This window comes from Alphaproteobacteria bacterium (assembly GCA_040216735.1).
Classification (GTDB): domain Bacteria; phylum Pseudomonadota; class Alphaproteobacteria; order SHVP01; family SHVP01; genus CALJDF01.
In genome coordinates this window covers 1,208,406-1,226,118 of sequence record JAVJOO010000002.1, presented here as the reverse complement: position 1 = coordinate 1,226,118, position 17,713 = coordinate 1,208,406, and the positions used below count along the sequence as shown (strand labels likewise).

Genomic DNA, 17,713 nt, shown 5'->3' with positions numbered 1-17,713 from the left:
TCCAGGCCAACACTCGCGCCGAGCCGGCATTAGCCCTCAGGGCTGGTCGTGCACCAGCCGGGCGACCTTCTTCATCACCGTCGGCAACGCGTAATCGCCAAACTGCTTGGGCGCCGCCCAATCGCCGGGCAGCACCTCACCGTCGGTCCGCCCCACCGCTACCTGGAGAGTGAGGCGAAAGTGCGTGAACACGTGCACGACCGTGCCGTCAAGCAAACGCCAATCTGCCGGCGCCGGTGCTTCAGCAAGGCTCTCTTCCAGATCCCACGGCGCGGGGCGCCACGGGGTCGACGGTATCTCGTGTAACCCGCCCAACAAGCCGGTCTCGGGCCGGCGCCGCAACAGGACCCGTCCGGCGGGATCTTCAAGCCAGAAAACCAGGCCGTGGCGTTCCGGGCGTGCCGAGCGCGGCGCACGGCGCGGTAAACTCTCTGCGATCCCGGCCGCCATCCCCGCGCAGTCCGCCTGCCAAGGACACTGCGCGCATTGCGGTTGCCGCGGTGTGCATACGGTGGCCCCCAACTCCATCAACGCCTGCACCACATCGCCCGCGCGGGTCGCCGGCGTCAGGGCGCGGGCAGCCTCGGCCAACGCCTTTTTGGCCGCCGGCAGCGGCGTTTCGATGCAATGGAACCGCGCCATCACCCGCTCGACATTGCCATCCACCGCAATGCCCGGTCGATCGAACGCAATCGCGGCAATCGCCGCCGCGGTGTAGGGCCCGATCCCCGGCAGCGCGCCCAAGGCCACGGCATCGGCTGGAAAAAAGCCGCCGTAATTCGCGACGACGGCCTGCGCACAGCGGTGCAGGTTCCGCGCCCGCGCGTAATAGCCCAGCCCCTGCCATTCGTGCAGCACATCATCGAGCGGTGCCGCCGCCAGCGCGCCAATATCGGGCCAGCGCGCGACAAACCGGACAAAGCGCGGCGTCACCGTGGCCACAGTGGTTTGCTGCAACATGATCTCGCTAAGCCATACCCGGTACGGATCGGCCGCCGTCCCCGGCAACGCCCGCCACGGCAGGACACGGCGGTTTCGGTCATACCACGCCAGCAAACGCGTCAGCAGATGATCGGGCGAAATAGAGATTGCCGGAGGGAAGGCCATCCCCGACGCTAGCACGCCCACCGCGGCGCGTGACGTCCCCGGCTCACTCGATCATGATACGGCGATGGCCAGCCCCCCAACCCCGCCCAAAACCAACGCACCGAAGGAACGCCGCAGTTGGCGACCGCGCCCGGCCGGCGCGGCTCTGGCCGACGTCACCAAATCGACGTTTCGCAAACGCGGATTTGCCCGGCGCGAGATCCTCACCCAATGGCCCTCGATCGTCGGCGATCTGATGGCCCGCTACAGTTGCCCCGAACGGCTTCAGTTCGGGCGCGACCGCAGCGAAGGTGCCACTTTGGTTGTGCGTGCATCGTCGGGTTTCGCGACAGAACTCCAGCACCTCCACCCGGTCGTGCTCGATCGCATCAACACGTTCTTCGGTTATCAGGCGGTCGCCCGCCTTTCCATCGTCCAAGGACCTTTACCGACGCCGACGCTCAGCGAGCGCCGGCAATTGCGCGCCCTCACCGCGGAAGAAGAGGACCGGATCGCTGAACAGGTCGGCGGCACCCGCAACGGGGATCTCGCCGATGCGCTGCGGAACCTGGGCCGCACCGTGACCGTCTTCCGCTAAACCCGCCCGCCCGCCATGACGGCATTGTGTTATCCACAGTTTTGCCACAGTGGCAGGATGGAGTCGGCTTGAGCGGTCTTGGACCGCTCCATATACTCAACATCTAGTGGTTGGAGGGGTTTGTGACCCAAATTACGGTTGGCCTGCGGGCCTTTGTTGTGCTGATGCTGGCGCTCGCCGCGCCGTTTGTTTCCGGGGCGTCCGCCCAGGACGCCAAGCCGCTTGAGGTCGTCGTGGGCGACCCCGCGGCGCCTGTGACGGTTATCGAGTACATGTCCCTCACCTGCCCGCACTGCGCTGAATTCCATAACACCGTGCTCCCCGATGTGATGAAGGCCTACGTCGACACCGGTAAGGTCCGCATGATCTTCCGCGACTACCCGCTTGATGGCGCGGCCTACCGCGCGGCGATCCTGACCCACTGCATGGCCGAGGACGGCCCAAAGCGCTACTACGGCTTCGTCCAGGTCCTCTTTCAACAGCAGCGGCGCTGGACCACGGTGGCCGATCCGATGGGCGAATTAGCCAAGCTTGCGCGCCTGGGCGGCATGAGCCAGGAACGTTTCGATGCCTGTATCGAAAACGAAGAATATGCCGCAGGCGTCCTGCTCAGCCGCCAACAAGGCGAAAACGAATTCGGCATTCGCTCGACGCCCTCGTTCGTCGTGAACGGACGGGTCGTCGCCGGCGGCATGTCGTTCAGCGAATTCGAGAAGGTCGTCGACCCCCTTATCAACTAGTATCCGGTCCCTCCGCGCATGCATTTTACCCGTCTTCGCCTTACCGGCTTTAAGTCTTTTGTCGACCCGACCGAGCTTGTGATCGAGCCGGGCACGACCGGCGTGGTCGGCCCCAACGGTTGCGGCAAGTCCAACTTGGTCGAAGCAATACGCTGGGTCATGGGCGAAACGTCGGCCAAAAAGATGCGCGGCGGCGAAATGGACGACGTGATCTTCGCCGGCACCAGCAACCGACCGGCACGCAACCTTGCCGAGGTCCAGCTCGACCTAGACAACGCCGACCGCGGCGCACCAGCGCAGTTCAACGACGGCGACAAACTCGAAGTCACCCGGCGGATCGAGCGCGAACAGGGCTCGCGCTACGTCGTCAACGGCCACGACGTACGGGCCCGCGACGTCCAGCTTCTCTTTGCCGACGCCAACGCGGGGGCGCAATCGACCGCCCTGGTCAGTCAAGGAAAAGTGGGCGCGATCATCAATGCCAAGCCGCAGGAACGGCGGGGCATTTTGGAGGAAGCGGCGGGGATCCGCGGGCTGCATTCGCGCCGCCACGAGGCTGAGCTTCGGTTACGCGCGGCGGAAACCAACCTTGGCCGCGTCGACGACGTCATCCAGACTCTCGACACCCAGTTGCGGGCGCTCAAGCGCCAGGCGCGTCAGGCGACTAGGTACCGCAACATTTCCGGCCATTTGCGCCGGGCCGAAGCGATGTTGTTCCACCTGCGTTGGGTCGAAGCGGCGGCCAATTTGGAAACCGCGCAAACCCAACTGACCGAAGCCGAACGCATGGTCACCGAGTTGACCGCCCGGGCCGCGCACACCTCGACGGCCCAAAGCGCCGCCGCGGAAAAAATCCCGCCCCTACGCCAAGCCGAAGCCGCTGCTTCGGCATCCCTGCACCGGCTTGCCGTCGAACGCGATCGTATCGCCGAAGAAGAACAACGGACCCTCGCCCAGCAGGAAGGCCTCGGGGCCCGGCTGCGCCAAATCGAGAACGACAGTGCCCGCGAGCAAGAACTCCTCGACGAAGCCGCCGCACGGGTTGGCCGCCTCGCCGAAGAACGGGCCCACATCGAACAAGCGCAAACGACCGAGCCCGCGGCGTTGGAAGAGGCAACGTCCGCCCGCGCCGCCATCGCCGGACAGCTCGCAACCGCAGAAAGCGCCTTGCAATCGCTCACCGAAGAGACCGTGGCGATCGAATCCAGCCGTACCCATTTGGGGCAACTGATCGGCGACAGCGAGGGCCGGCTCGCGCGCCTCAACCAGCGCCTGACCGAAATGGACGCCGAACTCGCCCAACTTACGGCCGAGAACCCCGACGTCGAAACCTCGAGCGAAGCCGAGGCGCTCGTCGCCGAATTGCGCGACACCGCGATGCGCGCGCGCCGCGACCTCCATGCCGCGGAAAATGCGCGCAAGGCCGCCGACGAAACCGAACAGCACGCCCGCGAGGAACTGCGCACCACCGAAGGCGAAGTCGCTCGTTTGCGCGCGGAGTCCGGCGCCCTCGCTGACCTCCTCAAAATCAGCGAAGACGATCTCTGGCCGCCGCTGATCGACGCCGTCAGCGTCGAACCGGGTTACGAACCCGCCCTCGGCGCGGCACTGGGCGACGATCTGAACGTCGCCAACGACACCGGCGCCCCGGTCCATTGGCGCGAACTCGCGCCGATGATCAACGCACCGGCACTCCCCTTCGGCGCCGAACCGCTCAGCACCTTTGTCAAAGCGCCATCCGTGCTGGCGCGCCGGCTGTCGCAAATCGGCATCGTGTCGCCCGAACGCGGCGCCCAACTCGCGGGCCAACTCGCGCCCGGGCAACGACTTGTCACCCGCGACGGCGCGCTGTGGCGCTGGGACGGCTTTACCGCCGCCGCCGATGCCACCACGCCCGCCACCACGCGCCTCAGTCAACGCACCCGCCTCGCCGCGCTGCGCGACAAGCTGAAAGATGCAGCCCGGACCAACGACGCCAACCGCATGCGCCATAACGATCTCAAGCGCATTGCACTGGATGCCGCTGCGCGAGAAGCTCATTGCCGCGAGGAATCCACCGGGGCCGAAACGACCCTCAACCAAGCCCTCGAAGCCGAGGCCGAACGCGCCCGCCAGACCGCCGAGATCATCTCGCGCATGGTGTCGCTACGTCAGGGCGCCGATCAACTGCGCACCGACATCGAGGAACAATCGGCGCGGCTCACCCAAGCGCAAGCCGACCGCGACCGTCTGCCGCCGGCCGAAACCAATCAACAGCGCTTGGCCGGTGCACGCACCGGCGTGGCCGAAACGCGCCAACGCCTGGGCGAAGCGGAGTCCGAAGTTTCCCGCCTAAACCATGTTGCGAGCAGCCGCCGCGATCGCTTAGTTGCGATCGGCGAGGAAACCGCCACCGCCGAAGCGCGGGCGGGCGGCGCGACCGAGCAAATGGCCGCCCTCAAGGAACGCCGCTACGCGGTCAACGAAGAACTCACCCGCCTCGCGGACGTTCCGGCGCAACTCGAACAGAAACGCCGCGACATCATCAGCCGCATCGATCACGCCGAGGTCGAACGGCGCGAAGCCGCGGACGCCCTCGCCCTTGCCGAAAAAGCCCTGAGCGTGTGCGACGCCGAGGCCAAAGCGGCACGCGATGCTCTGTCCGAAGGCCGCGAGAAGCGGGTCCGGGTCGAATCCGCCGTCGAGCAAAACACCCAACACCTGAAAGATATCGCAGCGATCATCCAGGAACGCCTGGAATGCGAACCGCAGGAAGCTCTGTCCAAGGCCGAACACAAGGACGATCAACCGCTTCCCGACACCGCCAGCATCGAAGCCCGCATCGACCGCATCAAACGCGAACGCGACGGAATGGGCCCGGTCAACCTGCGGGCCGAGCTCGAATCCGAGGAAATCGGCGAGCAGATCACGACCTTGCAGAACGAACGCGAAGACCTCGTCCAGGCGATCGCCCGACTGCGCCAGGGTATTTCAAGCCTGAACCGCGAGGGCCGCGAACGGCTCCTGTCCTCCTTCGAGCAGGTCAATACCCACTTCAAGGAGCTCTTCGTCAAAATGTTCGGCGGAGGACGGGCCCATCTCGAATTGACCGAATCCGATGATCCGCTCGAGGCCGGGCTAGAGATCTTCGCCAGCCCACCGGGCAAGCGCCTCCAGAAAATGTCGCTGCTCTCGGGCGGGGAGCAGGCGCTGACCGCTCTCAGCTTGCTGTTTGCAGTGTTCCGCACCAACCCCGCGCCCGTGTGCGTGCTGGACGAAGTGGACGCCCCGCTGGACGAGAGCAATGTCGGGCGTTTCTGCGACTTGGTCGACGATATCGCCCACAGTCTCGACACCCGTTTCCTGGTCATCACCCACAACAGCCTGACCATGGCGCGCATGGATCGGCTCTATGGCGTGACCATGGAGGAGCGCGGCGTCTCCCAGCTGGTCTCGGTCGATTTGACCCGCGCGGAGGGCTTGCGCGAGGCAAGTTAAGATCGCGCCGGACGGGCCGCCGCGAACACTATTTTTTTGTTCTAGATCAGAGGCTTAGGCACCCTCCAACGAGGGTTGACTTGGTCATACCCAATGATTAGGGTGCGCGCGATCTTGGGCAGAATTCCGGGGTTTTTTGGGGTTTTTGGCACCGCGAGAGGAGCTCGATGAGCGACCACGACGGGCCTGAACCGCTAAAAGACCTGGGAGCCAAGCTCAAGAAGGCCCGCGAGTCCGCCCGTCATGGGCGTCCAGACGGTGCCCGGTCAGGGGACGCCAATCCGAAAGCGTTCGCCCTCGGCATGCGTGTCGCGCTCGAAATGATCGCGGCATTCCTGGCGGGGGGCGTCATCGGGTGGTTTCTCGATGAATGGCTGGGGACAAGTCCATGGATGCTCATTCTGTGGGTGGCTCTAGGGTTTGCGGCGGGGATCCGCTCCGCCTACCGTGTTTCGCGGATGGCCGAGCGGACGACCGAAGACACCACGGGCGGCACGCCGTCCTCTGGATCGAAGGAATAGGAAGGCCGATACGTGGGACTGTTCATCTCGTCGGCACACGCCGCAGAAGGGGGAAGCCCGCTTCATCAGTTCGAGATTCACTCGCTGATCGATATCTCTGCGGGAAGTACCAACCTATCTTTCACCAATTCATCGCTGTGGATGGTGGTCGTTACGACGGCGATCATTCTCCTGTTCACGATCAGCATGCGCCGCGGCAGCATGGTGCCGGGTCGGATGCAGTTGCTGTCCGAACTGTCCTACGAATTTGTCGCCAACATGGTGCGTGATAACGCTGGCGATGGCGGGAAGCCTTACTTCCCGTTCATCTTCACGCTATTCATTTTCATCCTGTTCGCGAACATGCAGGGGTTGATCCCCAAGACATTCACGGTAACCAGCCACGTCATCGTCACCTTTGCCCTGGCTGCGGTCGTCTTTGTCGGCGTTACGATCATTGGCATCGTGAAACACCGGATGCGCTTCCTGACGCTTTTTGTCCCGTCAGGCCTGCCTATTTTCTTGGTCCCGCTTCTGGTACCGATCGAACTGATTTCCTACCTCATTCGCCCGATCACGCTTTCTGTCCGACTCTTCGCCAACATGATGGCCGGTCATACGCTGCTCGTCGTGCTCAGTGGCTTTGCGGTGAGCCTCAGCGGTTTCTTCATTCTGCCGGCGCTCGCGCCTCTCGCCGTGACGGCGGCGATGTATGGCCTTGAGACGATCGTTTCGTTCTTGCAGGCCTATGTGTTTGCCGTTCTGACCTGTCTCTACCTTCACGACGCACTACACCTACACGATCACTAAACGTTTTTTCTTAGGCCCCAGGGCCACAGTCCAAGCAAAGGAAGAATAAAATGGAAGTCGAAGCAGCAAAAATGATCGGTGCGGGCCTTGCGGCCATTGGTCTCGCTGGCGCCGGTGTCGGTATCGGCATCATCTTTGGCAACTACGTCTCTGCCGGTATTCGGAACCCGTCGGCCGCACCGAAGATGTTCGGTAACGCCCTGCTCGGCTTCGCCCTGACAGAAGCAACGGGCCTTTTCTCGCTGCTCATCGCGTTGATCATCCTCTTCGGCTAAGCCAAAGCGGAGGCGCCTCCCATGCCGCAGTTTGAGCAAACCGATACATTCGTATCCCAGCTTTTTTGGCTGGTTATCACCTTCGGGGTGCTCTACCTCGTGCTGCGTTATGCGCTTTTGCCGCGGATTGCCGATGTCTTGGAATCCCGCCAAGATCGCATCGCCAACGATCTCGAAGAAGCCGAGAAGCTAAAGCGCGAGTCCGAAGAAGCCCACGCGGCTTACGAGGCTGCGCTGGCCGCCGCCCGTGCCAACGCACAGGCGACTGCCGCCGCCGCCAAGGCGGAGGCGAGCAAGGAGGCCGACCGGCGAAGCGCCGAACTCGAAGGCAAACTAGCTGAAGACCTCAAGGCTGCCGATGCACGCATCCAGGCCGTCCGTACCGAAGCCGTCGCGAGCATTCGAACGGTCGCCCAGGAGACCGCCCAAGCGATCACCAATAAGTTGATTGGGGTCGACGTCGATGCAGACGCTGCCGAAAAGGCCGTCAACGGCGCCTACGGGAAGGATCGCTAGATGGCTATCTTCGAATCGATCTACTTCTGGGAATACGCGGCATTCTTCATCTTCATCGCCGTTGCCCTCAAGATGGGTTGGAAGAAGATTGTCGCTGCCTTGGACGCTCGTTCGGATGCGATTCGCGAAGAACTCGATCAGGCCCGGCGCCTTCGTGAAGAAGCGCAGAGCTTGCTGGCGGAATACCAGCGCAAGCGGCGTGATGCCGAAAAGGAAGCCGATCAGATCGTCGAGCATGCAAAGCAAGAGGCCGTTGCCCTGCGGGCCGAGGCCGAACGCAAGCTCGAAGAAAGCCTCGCCCGGCGCACCCGCCTTGCCGAGGAAAAGATCGGCCGGGCCGAACAGCAGGCGATCCAGGAAGTACGCCATACCGCGATCGACGTCGCTGTCGCCGCCGCGCAAAAATTGATCGCCGATAATCTCGACGACGCGCGCGCAAGAACTCTGGTCGACGACGCAATCGGACAGGTCGAGAAAAAGATTCACTAGCGGCATATCGCCAACGTGATTGCAAAAGGGCCGGGCTCATCCCCGGCCCTTTTGCTATGCTGGGTCCATCTCAGGGGAGGGTGCCATGACGACACAGATTGACCGCGACTTCGTGCGGATCGACGAGGGCCAGGTTCACTACCGCGCGGTCGGTAACGTCATGTCCGGCGAACGTCCCTTGGTCATGATCCATGCCTCACCGGCGTCGTCCTATAACCTCCAGCCCTTGATGGGCAAGCTGGGACAACTGCGGCCCCAACCGATGTATGCCCCCGACACCTTGGGCAACGGTGATTCGTGCAAAGCGCAAATGGACGTTCCCGACATCGCCTACTACGCCAATGCCGTGGGGCGGCAACTCGACGCGCTCGGCATCGGCGAAATCGACGTGTACGGCACCCATACCGGCGGTTCCATCGGCATGGAACTGGCCATCCAGCAGCCCAAGCGCATACGGCGAGTCGTGATCGACGGCGTGGGTCTCTACTCCGAAGAGGAAAAGGCCGACATGTTGGCCAACTACACGCCCGAGATCGTTCCCGATTACGAGGGCAGCCAATTCAATTGGGCCTGGCACTTCGTCCGCGACCAGAATTTCTTTTTCCCCTGGTACAAGCGCGACGTCGCCCATCAACGCAAAGCGGGCGTCACCAACCCCGATGCCCTCAACGACGTCGTGGTCGAGGTATTAAAGTCGATTACCACCTACCACCACGCCTACCGCGCGGCCTTTCGCTACCCCAAAAAGGAACGCCTCGCCCTCATCACCCAGCCAACGCTGATGATCTACGAGACGTCGGATCCGCTCTACAAATACAAGGACGAGGCCCTCGCGGCGGTCAAGAATTGCACCGACGGCGCGCTGCCCGATGGATCGACCGTTGGCGACAAAGCCAAGCTGATCTCGGACTGGCTCGATACCTAACACCTCGCGCCGTCGGCGCCCCGTGCAGAAAGGTCCAAATGATGCCCGCCCTGACGCCCCTGATGCCCGCCCAGCCCGTGCCCGATCTCGCTGTCGCGACGACTGACGGCGGTACTTGGCGGCTGTCTGAGCGCACGCCCAAGAACTTCTCCCTGATCGTGGTCTACCGCGGCCTGCATTGCCCGATCTGCAAGAAATATCTTCTGCAGTTCCAGGACAGCCTCGGCGATTTCGCCGACCGCGGCGTCGACCTCTTGGTGCTCTCCAGCGACGATGAGGCCCGGGCGAAAAAGTCGGTTGCCGACTGGGGCCTTGGCGCCCTTACCGTGGGGTACGGTCTGAGCCACGACGACGCGCGCCGCTGGGGTCTCTATCTCTCCAAGGGGCGCCCGCAGCCCGATCCGGCCAAAATCGCCGAGCCCGCGATATTCGCCGAGCCCGGACTCTTCCTGGTCCGGCCCGACGGCACCTTGTTCTTCGGCTCGGTGCAAACCATGCCCTTCACCCGCCCGCCGGTGGCGGAACTCCTCAAGGGCATCGACCACGTGTTGGCCAACGACTACCCGCCCCGCGGTACGGTCGTCGATCACACCAAAGCGGCGTAGCGTCTACTCGGCGGCCTCCGCCGGCGCGTCGGGCGTCCACCGCAATCTTGGACTGCGCGCCGCCCTGGTCTCGTCCAGGCGCCGGCGCGGCGCGAGGTAGGGCGCACCGGCAAACTTCGCGGCGTTACCCGTTTTGGCATCGGCCGTCAGACCGCGCAGCGTATCGATGAACACGTCGATCGACTCTTTGGATTCGGACTCGGTCGGTTCGGTCAACATCGCGCCGTGGACGATCAACGGGAAATACACCGTCATCGGGTGAAAGCCCTCGTCGATCATCGCCTTGGCGAAGTCGAGCGTCGTGATCCCGGTATCCTTGAGGAAGGTGTCGTCGAACAAGACCTCGTGCATGCACGGCCCCGGATAGGCCGGGGTCATCACGTCCTTGAGGCGCGCCAGGACATAGTTGGCATTGAGGACGGCGTCCTCGGCGACCTGGCGCAACCCGTCGGCCCCGTGGCTCATCATGTAGGCCATCGCCCGCACAAACATCCCCATCTGGCCGTGGAACGACCGCATCCGCCCGTAAGCATGACCGCCGTCGCAGGCAGCGGTCTGGTCCGCCCGAGTCTCGATCAGGCGAAATCCATCCGCTCCGGACACGACGTAGGGCAGCGGTGCGAAGGGCGCCAGTTCCGCCGACATCACGACCGGCCCCGACCCCGGCCCCCCGCCGCCGTGCGGCGTGGAGAAAGTCTTGTGCAGGTTCAGGTGCATCACATCGATGCCTAGGTCCCCCGGGCGCACCTTGCCGACAATGGCGTTGAAGTTTGCCCCGTCGCAATAGAAATAGGCCCCCACCGCGTGAACCGCCTCGGCGACCTCGATGATCTCGTTCTCGAATAGCCCGCACGTATTGGGGTTGGTCAACATGATCCCGGCCACATCGTTGTCGAGCTTGGCCTTCAGCGCCGCGAGATCTATCCGCCCGTTGGGCAGGCTGGGTACCGGATCGACGGCATAGCCGCACAGCACGGCGGTGGCTGGATTGGTCCCGTGCGCAGAGTCCGGCACCAGGATGCGTTTGCGCGGGTTGCCCTTTGCCTCGTGGGCGGCCCGGATCGTCATCATCCCGCACAGCTCGCCGTGGGCGCCGGCCGCCGGCGACATCGCCACCGCCGGCAAACCGGTCAGCGTCTTGAGCCAATGCGCGACGGTATCGATCAACTCCAGCGCGCCCTGCACCGTCGATTGCGGTTGCAGCGGATGGACGTCGCTAAACCCGGGCAGCCGCGCCATCTTCTCGTTGAGGCGCGGGTTGTGCTTCATCGTGCAGGACCCGAGCGGATACAGCCCCGAGTCGATCGCATAGTTCTTTTGCGACAGCCGCACGTAATGCCGCACCACCTGCGGTTCGGATAGCGCTGGCAAGCCGATCGCGCCTTGACGCCCAAGGCCGCCCAACTTGTCGGCAAAGGCCGGCACATCGGGCAAATCAACCCCGGTGCGCCCGGCCGAGCCCATCTCGAACAGGAGCGGCTCTTCCATCTGCAGGCCGCGGTGGCCCGAATGGGTTTGGATCGGTTCGTCGCCGCCGGCAGCACCGCGGCCGGCCGAGTGGGCCTGGGACCGGGCACTCATCGCAATACCTCCCCAAGCGCATCGCCCAGGGTGGCAATGTCTTCCTCCGTCGTCGTCTCCGTGGCTGCAACCAGCAACAGATCGTCCAGACCGGCACCGGGCAACAGACGCGATACCGGAATCCCGGCAAGAACGTTGCGCCCGGCCATAGCCTCCACGACGGCGGCCGCAGGCTTGGGCAGGCGCACGGTGAATTCGTTGAAGAAGCTTTCGTTCAATACATCGACACCCGGGATCCCGGACAACCGCGCTGCCGCTGCGCACGCGCGGGCGTGATTCAACATTGCCAACTGTTTGAACCCGTCTTCGCCCAGCAACGACAGGTGTATCGTGAAGGCCAACGAGCACAGCCCGGAATTCGTGCAGATGTTGCTCGTCGCCTTTTCGCGGCGGATATGCTGCTCGCGCGTCGACAACGTCAGCACGAAGCCGCGCCGCCCGTCCGCATCAACGGTTTCGCCGCACAGACGCCCCGGCATTTGCCGGACGAATTTCTCCCGTGCCGCAAAGAGCCCCAAATAGGGCCCGCCGAAATTCAGCGCATTGCCGAGCGACTGCCCCTCGGCGACGACGATATCGGCCCCCATCGCACCGGGCGGGGTCACCGCCCCCAGCGACACGGTCTCGGCCACCGCCACCACCAAAAGGGCGCCCTGGGCATGGCAGGCCTCGGCCAGTTTCCTCAGGTCGTGCAGGTGGCCGAAAAACGTGGGGTTCTGGACAACGACACACGCCGTGTCGGCATCGATCATCCCGATCAGGTCTTCCCGACCGCCAGCGTCGGGTGCGGCTGCGACGATACTGCCATCGAGGAATCGCGACTGGGTTTCCACCACCGCGCGGTATTGCGGGTGCAGCCCTCCGGAGAGAACCGTCCGCCGCCGCCGGGTCACCCGGTTGGCCATCAACACCGCTTCAGCGCAGGCCGTCGCTCCGTCGTACATCGAGGCATTGGCGACTTCCATCCCCGTCAACAACGCAACCTGGGTCTGGAACTCGAACAGAACCTGTAATGTGCCCTGGCTCACCTCGGGTTGATAGGGCGTATAGGCAGTCAAGAATTCGCTGCGCTGGATCAAATGATCCACCGCAGCCGGCACATGGTGACGGTAAGCGCCGCCTCCGACAAAGAACGGAACGCTCCCAGCCGCAACGTTGCGCGCCGCCATTTTGCCCAACGCCCGTTCGACTGCCAGTTCGCCGGCGTGATTGGGAAGATCAAGCGGCTTGTCGAGCACGGCCGACCGCGGCACATCGACAAACAGGTCGTCGACCGATCCGACGCCGATCGTCTGCAACATCGCGCGGCGATCCTGCGCGGTATGCGGCAAGTAACGCATCAGTCGAGCCCCTCCAGGAACGCTTTGTAGTCCTTGGCCGTCATCAACTCGTCGAGTTCGTCGGGGTCGGACAATTCGATACGCCAAAACCACCCTTCGTCTTCTGCACTCTCGTTGACCAACGACGGGCTGGCCTCGAGGTCCTCGTTGATCTCGACGATCCGGCCCGAAACAGGCGAATAGACCTCGCTCGCCGCCTTCACCGATTCGACGACGGCGGCGTCGCCGCCCGCCTCGACATCGGCGCCGACGGTCGGGAGTTCGACAAAGACGACGTCGCCCAACTGTTCTTGGGCATATTCGGAAATGCCGACGGTTGCCGTGTCGCCTTCGACCCGCACCCACTCATGATCCTTGGTAAAACGAATATCGCTCATGTGCTCCTCAGGTCTTGTTTCGCGTAACGATGCGGCGTGAAGGGGAGTTTGACGACGGCGGCCGCATGCCGTTTCCCCCGGATATCGAGCTCGATCGCCGTCCCGGCCTTGGCGAAACCGCGCGCCACGTAACCCATCGCGACAGGGCCGCCCGCGCTCGGCCCGAAACCGCCGCTGGTGACCTCGCCGATAACCTCGCCGCCGCCCAATACCGCGGTATGCGCGCGTGCCGGTGCCCGGCCTTCGGGCTGAATACCGACCCGGCGCCGAGCAGGGCCATTCGCGATTTGGGCCTGAATCACCGCGTCGCCGGGAAACCCGCCGCCCTCGCGCCGCCGTTTTGAAATAGTCCAAGTCAGCCCAGCCTCGATCGGTGTGATATCGGGCGTCAGGTCATTGCCGTAGAGACACAACCCTGCCTCCAGGCGAAGCGAATCGCGCGCGCCAAGTCCCACCGGTGCGACTTCGGGTTGGGCCAGCAACAACCGCGCGACAGCGTCGGCGGCGGCGCCGGGCAGCGATATTTCAAACCCGTCCTCGCCGGTATAGCCCGACCGGCTAATCCAGGCAGCGGTCCCTGCGATCGACACCGAGGCGGCTTTCATGAAGCCCAGGGCCGCGCTTTCCGGTGCCAGCCGCGCCAGTGCCGCGACGGCGCCCGGCCCTTGCAGGGCAAGAAGCGCCCGGTCGGGCTGATAGTCGACCGCGCCTTCGCCCAGCGCCGTGCGCAGCAGCGCGATGTCGGCATCCTTACAGCCGGCGTTGACGACGAGAAACACATCGTCGGCGCGTCGGGTTACCATCAAGTCGTCGAGTACGCCGCCGCGCTCGTTGGTAAACATCGTGTAGCGCATCTCGCCGGGTTGCAACGCGACGATGTCCCCGGGCACCAAGCGTTCGAGTTGCACGTCCGCATCGGGCCCGGTCAGACGCACCTGCCCCATGTGCGACACGTCGAATAGCCCGGCGCTGGCGCGGGTCGCGAGATGCTCCTTGAGGATGCCTGCAGGGTATTGCACCGGCATGTCGTAACCGGCAAACGGCACGAACTTGGCGCCGAGCTCGGCATGGAGCGCATGTAGCGGGGTTTGCTTTAACTCTTGGCTCACAGGTACTCCAGACGCATAGGGACGCAAGACCGATGCCGGCCTGCTGCCCCCTCTGTCTCGGTACCTGAAGAGATTTGACCGATTCGCGGAACCGGCTTGCCCCTTCGGTGGAACCAGCGGCTAGTGCTGCCGCGGGTCCGCTTTCCAGAGTTTCATCACGCTGCGGTCCTTTTGCCTGAGAGTTTCCGAGGCGGTTGCTCCTTCGGCGCCGTGTGTCCTCCCGACACCCGATCTCTTCCGCAGCGATCACTTGATTCCCACGCCGCCGAAACAGCGTAGTCCGGGCATGATAGGGGGGGCGGGGCGCGAGTCAACAAAGGGCCGCGCATTCGTCTGTGGATAAAAAGCTGCTGTTTGGTGCCGCCCTGGGCGGTCCCGACGAAGACGGTTTAGCGGCCCGGTATCCTCGGCAAACCGGTGCTCCGCTGGCGTTCTTCGCGGTTGAACTCGAGCTGTTCCGGCGTCAATTCGAACCCGACCAGGATCTCGTAGTCGATCCCCCGCAGGCCCGAACGGATCGGAATGAGTTGCTCGATCTCTTCGATCGCCGCCGCCTGGCGCTGATTGGCCTGGAAGGTAAACGTCGATTCGAACCGTTCCCGCGCGAGAATGGTTTGCTCGCCATCGACGACGGCAACAAAGAACACGAAGCTTGCCTCGCTCACCTGCGCCGCAGGTCCCCGGGTCGCGACCAGACGTACCGAGGTCGTACTGGTCACCGACTCGCCGCCCCTATCATAGACGCACGCGCGTCCGACCTGATCGATGCTGGCGCGGTAAGCGACATCGGTGAGGTCTTGCCCCGTGCCTGCGAACAGGGTAATTGCCGACGCATCGGCGAGGATCGACGCAGTCGGACACGGGAGCTGTGGCCCGCGCGTGCAGGCCGCGGCTAGGCCGACAACCGCCAACGCTCCAATGATTTGCAGGCCGCGCCCAATCGACATTGATGCGCTAGACTTTCTTGTGGGAACCGTCGCACATCGGCACGCTGCCTGTGTGCTTGCACCCGCAGAAATAGACTTTGGTCGTCGCCGTAGCCGTATATTTCTGGGGCGCAAATCCTGTGTCGCGGTGGCTGCCGTCGCAAAACGGCTGGCTTTGGCTGCGCCCGCAGCGGCACCAATAGTAGTCTTTCCCGGCCTCGACATCGGTGGCATAGGGCCCCTTTTGGGCGACGACAACCTCAGACATCGGGCCTCCTGACGGATTGGGTATCTTGGTCGCACTCTATCGAACGCCCCTGGGGGAGACAAGCCGAACGCCCGCCGCCCCACTGCGCACAGACCCCCGGCGACGGCGATAAACCGACCGCACCCTGTCGCGGCGCGCGCACGAGTCGGCTATACCTAGATCGCTATGCCACTTCCGCCCCTCACCGTCCTCCTGGCCAGTCCACGCGGCTTTTGTGCCGGCGTCGACCGCGCGATTCTGATCGTCGAGCGCGCCCTCGAGCGCTTCGGACCGCCGGTCTACGTTCGTCACCAAATCGTGCACAACGCCCGCGTCGTGGCAGATCTGGAGCGCGCCGGGGCGGTCTTCGTCGCCGAACTCGACGACGTTCCCAAGGACCGGCCCGTTATCCTGTCGGCCCACGGCGTCGCCCGTGCGGTCGTGAACGCCGCACAGGATCGCGAGATGCTGTTCATCGATGCGACTTGCCCGTTGGTCCTCAAAGTGCACAACGAAGCCAAGCGACAGCACGAAAACGGGCGGCACGTCGTCCTCATCGGCCACGCCGGGCACCCCGAGGTGATCGGAACCATGGGCCAACTTCCAAGCGGCTCGATGACCCTCGTCGAGTCGGTAGCCCAGGCCCAGACCGTTGCGGTGCCGGAAGACCTCCCCCTCGCCTACGCTACGCAGACCACGCTTTCCGTGGATGAAACTGCCGAAATCATCGCTGCCCTGCGCACCCGTTTCCCGGATATCGCGGGACCACCGCGCGAGGATATCTGTTACGCGACGACCAACCGGCAACAGGCCGTGCGCACTATCGCCGCGGAATGCGACTATTTCGTCGTCCTTGGCGCCCCTTCCTCGTCGAACTCGCGGCGCCTCGTGGAAACGGCGGAGCGCGCCGGGTGCGCGAACGCCCGCTTGATCCAAGATGCCAGCGAAATCGACTGGACCGCCCTCAACGGCGTCGAGCGCCTAGGGATCAGCGCCGGCGCATCCGCGCCCGAGATCCTCGTGACCGAAGTCCTCCACGCGCTGGAGCAACGCTTCGCCGTCACGGTTCGCAACGTGGCCGGGGTGTCGGAGGACGTGACCTTCAAACTACCCCGCATGCTTGACGCATAGCACGGCGAGACCTCCGGCATGGCTGTCTATACAGAGATCACCGACGACGACCTCACGGCATTCGTGGCCGACTACGACATCGGCCGTGTCGTCTCGCTCAAGGGCATCGCCGAGGGCGTCGAGAATTCCAACTATTTGCTGCAAACCGATCGCGCCAACTACATCCTGACGATCTACGAGAAACGCGTCGCCGAGGCGGATCTCCCGTTCTTTCTCGGTCTGATGGACCACCTTGCGGCGCGCAACTTTCCCTGCCCGACGCCCATCCATGGCCGCGACGGCGCGGCGCTCCGGCGGTTGGCCGGCAAACCGGCCGCCATCGTGAGCTTCCTTACCGGTCTTTCGGTACGGCGGCCCACCGCCGACCACTGTGCCCAACTCGGTACGGCGTTGGCCCAGATGCACCTCGCCGGCACCGGCTTTCCGGTTCGCCGCGACAACGCTCTTTCGGTAGCCGGTTGGCGCCCACTGTTCGACGGGTCGCGCAGCCGCGCCGACACGCTGGAACCCGGCCTCGCCGACATGATCGCGCACGAACTGACGGCGATCGAACGGGATTGGCCGCGCGATCTTCCGAACGGGGTGATCCATGCAGACTTGTTCCCGGACAATGTCTTCTTTTTGGACAATCGGCTTTCCGGCTTTATCGACTTCTATTTCGCCTGTAACGACTTTTACGCCTACGATCTTGCGGTGTGTCTGAACGCGTGGTGTTTCGAAACCGACGGTGGGTTCAACATCACCAAGGCGCGCGCCCTGCTGACCGCCTATCGGCGGCAACGGCCAACCGCGCCGGACGAAATCGCCGCCTTGCCGCTGCTGGCACGCGGTGCGGCGCTTCGCTTTCTGCTCACCCGCCTCCACGACTGGTTAAACCAGGTGCCCGGCGCGTTGGTGCGCCCGAAGGACCCACTCGAATACTGGCGCAAGCTCATGTTCCACCGCGGCGTCACCGACCCCGGCGCGTACGGATTGGAATGA

19 protein-coding genes and 2 riboswitches are annotated in these 17,713 nt (G+C 64.0%); of the genes, 12 read left to right on the top strand and 7 right to left on the bottom strand.

Going from position 1 to position 17,713, the window contains the following annotated elements:
- Positions 1-36: 36 nt before the first annotated feature.
- Positions 37-1,107, bottom strand: coding sequence for an A/G-specific adenine glycosylase (gene mutY, locus RID42_07275; GenBank protein ID MEQ8247469.1), 1,071 nt, complete (start codon positions 1,105-1,107; stop codon positions 37-39).
- 64 nt (positions 1,108-1,171) lie between these two features.
- Here mutY and RID42_07270 point away from each other — a divergent pair, with 64 nt between their 5' ends.
- From RID42_07270 to RID42_07225, 10 genes are all read left to right on the top strand, one after another.
- Complete coding sequence (locus RID42_07270) at positions 1,172-1,684, top strand: DciA family protein (GenBank protein ID MEQ8247468.1); 513 nt, start codon at positions 1,172-1,174, stop codon at positions 1,682-1,684.
- A 122-nt stretch (positions 1,685-1,806) separates the two neighbouring features.
- Positions 1,807-2,424, top strand: a complete 618-nt coding sequence (locus RID42_07265) for a DsbA family protein (protein ID MEQ8247467.1) — start codon at positions 1,807-1,809, stop codon at positions 2,422-2,424.
- Positions 2,425-2,442: 18 nt separating this feature from the next.
- On the top strand, positions 2,443-5,901 hold the full coding sequence (gene smc, locus RID42_07260) for a chromosome segregation protein SMC (GenBank protein MEQ8247466.1): 3,459 nt from the start codon (positions 2,443-2,445) through the stop codon (positions 5,899-5,901).
- A gap of 167 nt (positions 5,902-6,068) precedes the next feature.
- Positions 6,069-6,422 (top strand): AtpZ/AtpI family protein, encoded by a 354-nt coding sequence (locus RID42_07255; protein ID MEQ8247465.1) that lies wholly within the window; start codon positions 6,069-6,071, stop codon positions 6,420-6,422.
- An 18-nt stretch (positions 6,423-6,440) separates the two neighbouring features.
- Entirely contained in the window at positions 6,441-7,211 is a 771-nt protein-coding gene (locus RID42_07250; GenBank protein MEQ8247464.1) for a F0F1 ATP synthase subunit A, read from the top strand.
- A gap of 50 nt (positions 7,212-7,261) precedes the next feature.
- Positions 7,262-7,486 carry a F0F1 ATP synthase subunit C gene (locus tag RID42_07245; protein MEQ8247463.1) on the top strand — a complete coding sequence of 75 codons (225 nt, stop codon included), beginning with the start codon at positions 7,262-7,264 and terminating at the stop codon, positions 7,484-7,486.
- Positions 7,487-7,507: 21 nt separating this feature from the next.
- On the top strand, positions 7,508-8,002 hold the full coding sequence (locus tag RID42_07240; GenBank protein MEQ8247462.1) for a F0F1 ATP synthase subunit B': 495 nt from the start codon (positions 7,508-7,510) through the stop codon (positions 8,000-8,002).
- Positions 8,003-8,491: a F0F1 ATP synthase subunit B gene (gene atpF / locus RID42_07235; GenBank protein MEQ8247461.1), complete on the top strand. Its 489-nt coding sequence runs from the start codon at positions 8,003-8,005 to the stop codon at positions 8,489-8,491.
- Positions 8,492-8,576: 85 nt separating this feature from the next.
- Positions 8,577-9,416, top strand: coding sequence for an alpha/beta hydrolase (locus RID42_07230; GenBank protein ID MEQ8247460.1), 840 nt, complete (start codon positions 8,577-8,579; stop codon positions 9,414-9,416).
- Between the two features lie 41 nt (positions 9,417-9,457).
- Positions 9,458-10,021 (top strand): peroxiredoxin-like family protein, encoded by a 564-nt coding sequence (locus RID42_07225; GenBank protein MEQ8247459.1) that lies wholly within the window; start codon positions 9,458-9,460, stop codon positions 10,019-10,021.
- A gap of 3 nt (positions 10,022-10,024) precedes the next feature.
- Here the strand turns inward: RID42_07225 and gcvPB are convergent, their stop codons facing one another.
- From gcvPB to RID42_07195, 6 genes are all read right to left on the bottom strand, one after another.
- Entirely contained in the window at positions 10,025-11,509 is a 1,485-nt protein-coding gene (gcvPB, locus tag RID42_07220) for an aminomethyl-transferring glycine dehydrogenase subunit GcvPB (GenBank protein MEQ8247458.1), read from the bottom strand.
- A gap of 89 nt (positions 11,510-11,598) precedes the next feature.
- Complete coding sequence (gcvPA, locus tag RID42_07215; GenBank protein ID MEQ8247457.1) at positions 11,599-12,942, bottom strand: aminomethyl-transferring glycine dehydrogenase subunit GcvPA; 1,344 nt, start codon at positions 12,940-12,942, stop codon at positions 11,599-11,601.
- Entirely contained in the window at positions 12,942-13,319 is a 378-nt protein-coding gene (gcvH, locus tag RID42_07210) for a glycine cleavage system protein GcvH (GenBank protein ID MEQ8247456.1), read from the bottom strand. The genes gcvPA and gcvH overlap by 1 nt, the downstream gene beginning before the upstream one ends.
- Positions 13,316-14,428: a glycine cleavage system aminomethyltransferase GcvT gene (gcvT, locus tag RID42_07205; protein MEQ8247455.1), complete on the bottom strand. Its 1,113-nt coding sequence runs from the start codon at positions 14,426-14,428 to the stop codon at positions 13,316-13,318. Before gcvT ends, gcvH begins: the two co-directional genes overlap by 4 nt.
- Before the next feature lie 50 nt (positions 14,429-14,478).
- Positions 14,479-14,578: riboswitch (glycine riboswitch) on the bottom strand.
- A 3-nt stretch (positions 14,579-14,581) separates the two neighbouring features.
- A riboswitch (glycine riboswitch) is annotated at positions 14,582-14,678 on the bottom strand.
- Positions 14,679-14,817: 139 nt separating this feature from the next.
- Entirely contained in the window at positions 14,818-15,375 is a 558-nt protein-coding gene (locus RID42_07200) for a hypothetical protein (GenBank protein MEQ8247454.1), read from the bottom strand.
- A gap of 7 nt (positions 15,376-15,382) precedes the next feature.
- Positions 15,383-15,622, bottom strand: coding sequence for a CDGSH iron-sulfur domain-containing protein (locus RID42_07195; GenBank protein MEQ8247453.1), 240 nt, complete (start codon positions 15,620-15,622; stop codon positions 15,383-15,385).
- Positions 15,623-15,787: 165 nt separating this feature from the next.
- Between RID42_07195 and ispH the strand changes: the two genes are divergently transcribed.
- Positions 15,788-16,732 (top strand): 4-hydroxy-3-methylbut-2-enyl diphosphate reductase, encoded by a 945-nt coding sequence (ispH, locus tag RID42_07190; protein ID MEQ8247452.1) that lies wholly within the window; start codon positions 15,788-15,790, stop codon positions 16,730-16,732.
- Positions 16,733-16,750: 18 nt separating this feature from the next.
- On the top strand, positions 16,751-17,713 hold the full coding sequence (thrB, locus tag RID42_07185) for a homoserine kinase (protein MEQ8247451.1): 963 nt from the start codon (positions 16,751-16,753) through the stop codon (positions 17,711-17,713).

What these genes read in the sequence shown, in the direction of transcription:
- RID42_07225 (MEQ8247459.1), top strand. Translation starts at nt 9,458, where the DNA reads ATGCCCGCCCTGACGCCCCTGATGCCCGCCCAGCCCGTGCCCGATCTC.
- RID42_07200 (MEQ8247454.1), bottom strand. Translation starts at nt 15,375, where the DNA reads ATGTCGATTGGGCGCGGCCTGCAAATCATTGGAGCGTTGGCGGTTGTC.
- smc (MEQ8247466.1), top strand. Translation starts at nt 2,443, where the DNA reads ATGCATTTTACCCGTCTTCGCCTTACCGGCTTTAAGTCTTTTGTCGAC.
- RID42_07240 (MEQ8247462.1), top strand. Translation starts at nt 7,508, where the DNA reads ATGCCGCAGTTTGAGCAAACCGATACATTCGTATCCCAGCTTTTTTGG.
- mutY (MEQ8247469.1), bottom strand. Translation starts at nt 1,107, where the DNA reads ATGGCCTTCCCTCCGGCAATCTCTATTTCGCCCGATCATCTGCTGACG.
- gcvH (MEQ8247456.1), bottom strand. Translation starts at nt 13,319, where the DNA reads ATGAGCGATATTCGTTTTACCAAGGATCATGAGTGGGTGCGGGTCGAA.
- ispH (MEQ8247452.1), top strand. Translation starts at nt 15,788, where the DNA reads ATGCCACTTCCGCCCCTCACCGTCCTCCTGGCCAGTCCACGCGGCTTT.
- RID42_07230 (MEQ8247460.1), top strand. Translation starts at nt 8,577, where the DNA reads ATGACGACACAGATTGACCGCGACTTCGTGCGGATCGACGAGGGCCAG.
- RID42_07270 (MEQ8247468.1), top strand. Translation starts at nt 1,172, where the DNA reads ATGGCCAGCCCCCCAACCCCGCCCAAAACCAACGCACCGAAGGAACGC.
- RID42_07195 (MEQ8247453.1), bottom strand. Translation starts at nt 15,622, where the DNA reads ATGTCTGAGGTTGTCGTCGCCCAAAAGGGGCCCTATGCCACCGATGTC.
- gcvPB (MEQ8247458.1), bottom strand. Translation starts at nt 11,509, where the DNA reads ATGGAAGAGCCGCTCCTGTTCGAGATGGGCTCGGCCGGGCGCACCGGG.
- RID42_07255 (MEQ8247465.1), top strand. Translation starts at nt 6,069, where the DNA reads ATGAGCGACCACGACGGGCCTGAACCGCTAAAAGACCTGGGAGCCAAG.
- RID42_07245 (MEQ8247463.1), top strand. Translation starts at nt 7,262, where the DNA reads ATGGAAGTCGAAGCAGCAAAAATGATCGGTGCGGGCCTTGCGGCCATT.
- thrB (MEQ8247451.1), top strand. Translation starts at nt 16,751, where the DNA reads ATGGCTGTCTATACAGAGATCACCGACGACGACCTCACGGCATTCGTG.
- atpF (MEQ8247461.1), top strand. Translation starts at nt 8,003, where the DNA reads ATGGCTATCTTCGAATCGATCTACTTCTGGGAATACGCGGCATTCTTC.
- gcvPA (MEQ8247457.1), bottom strand. Translation starts at nt 12,942, where the DNA reads ATGCGTTACTTGCCGCATACCGCGCAGGATCGCCGCGCGATGTTGCAG.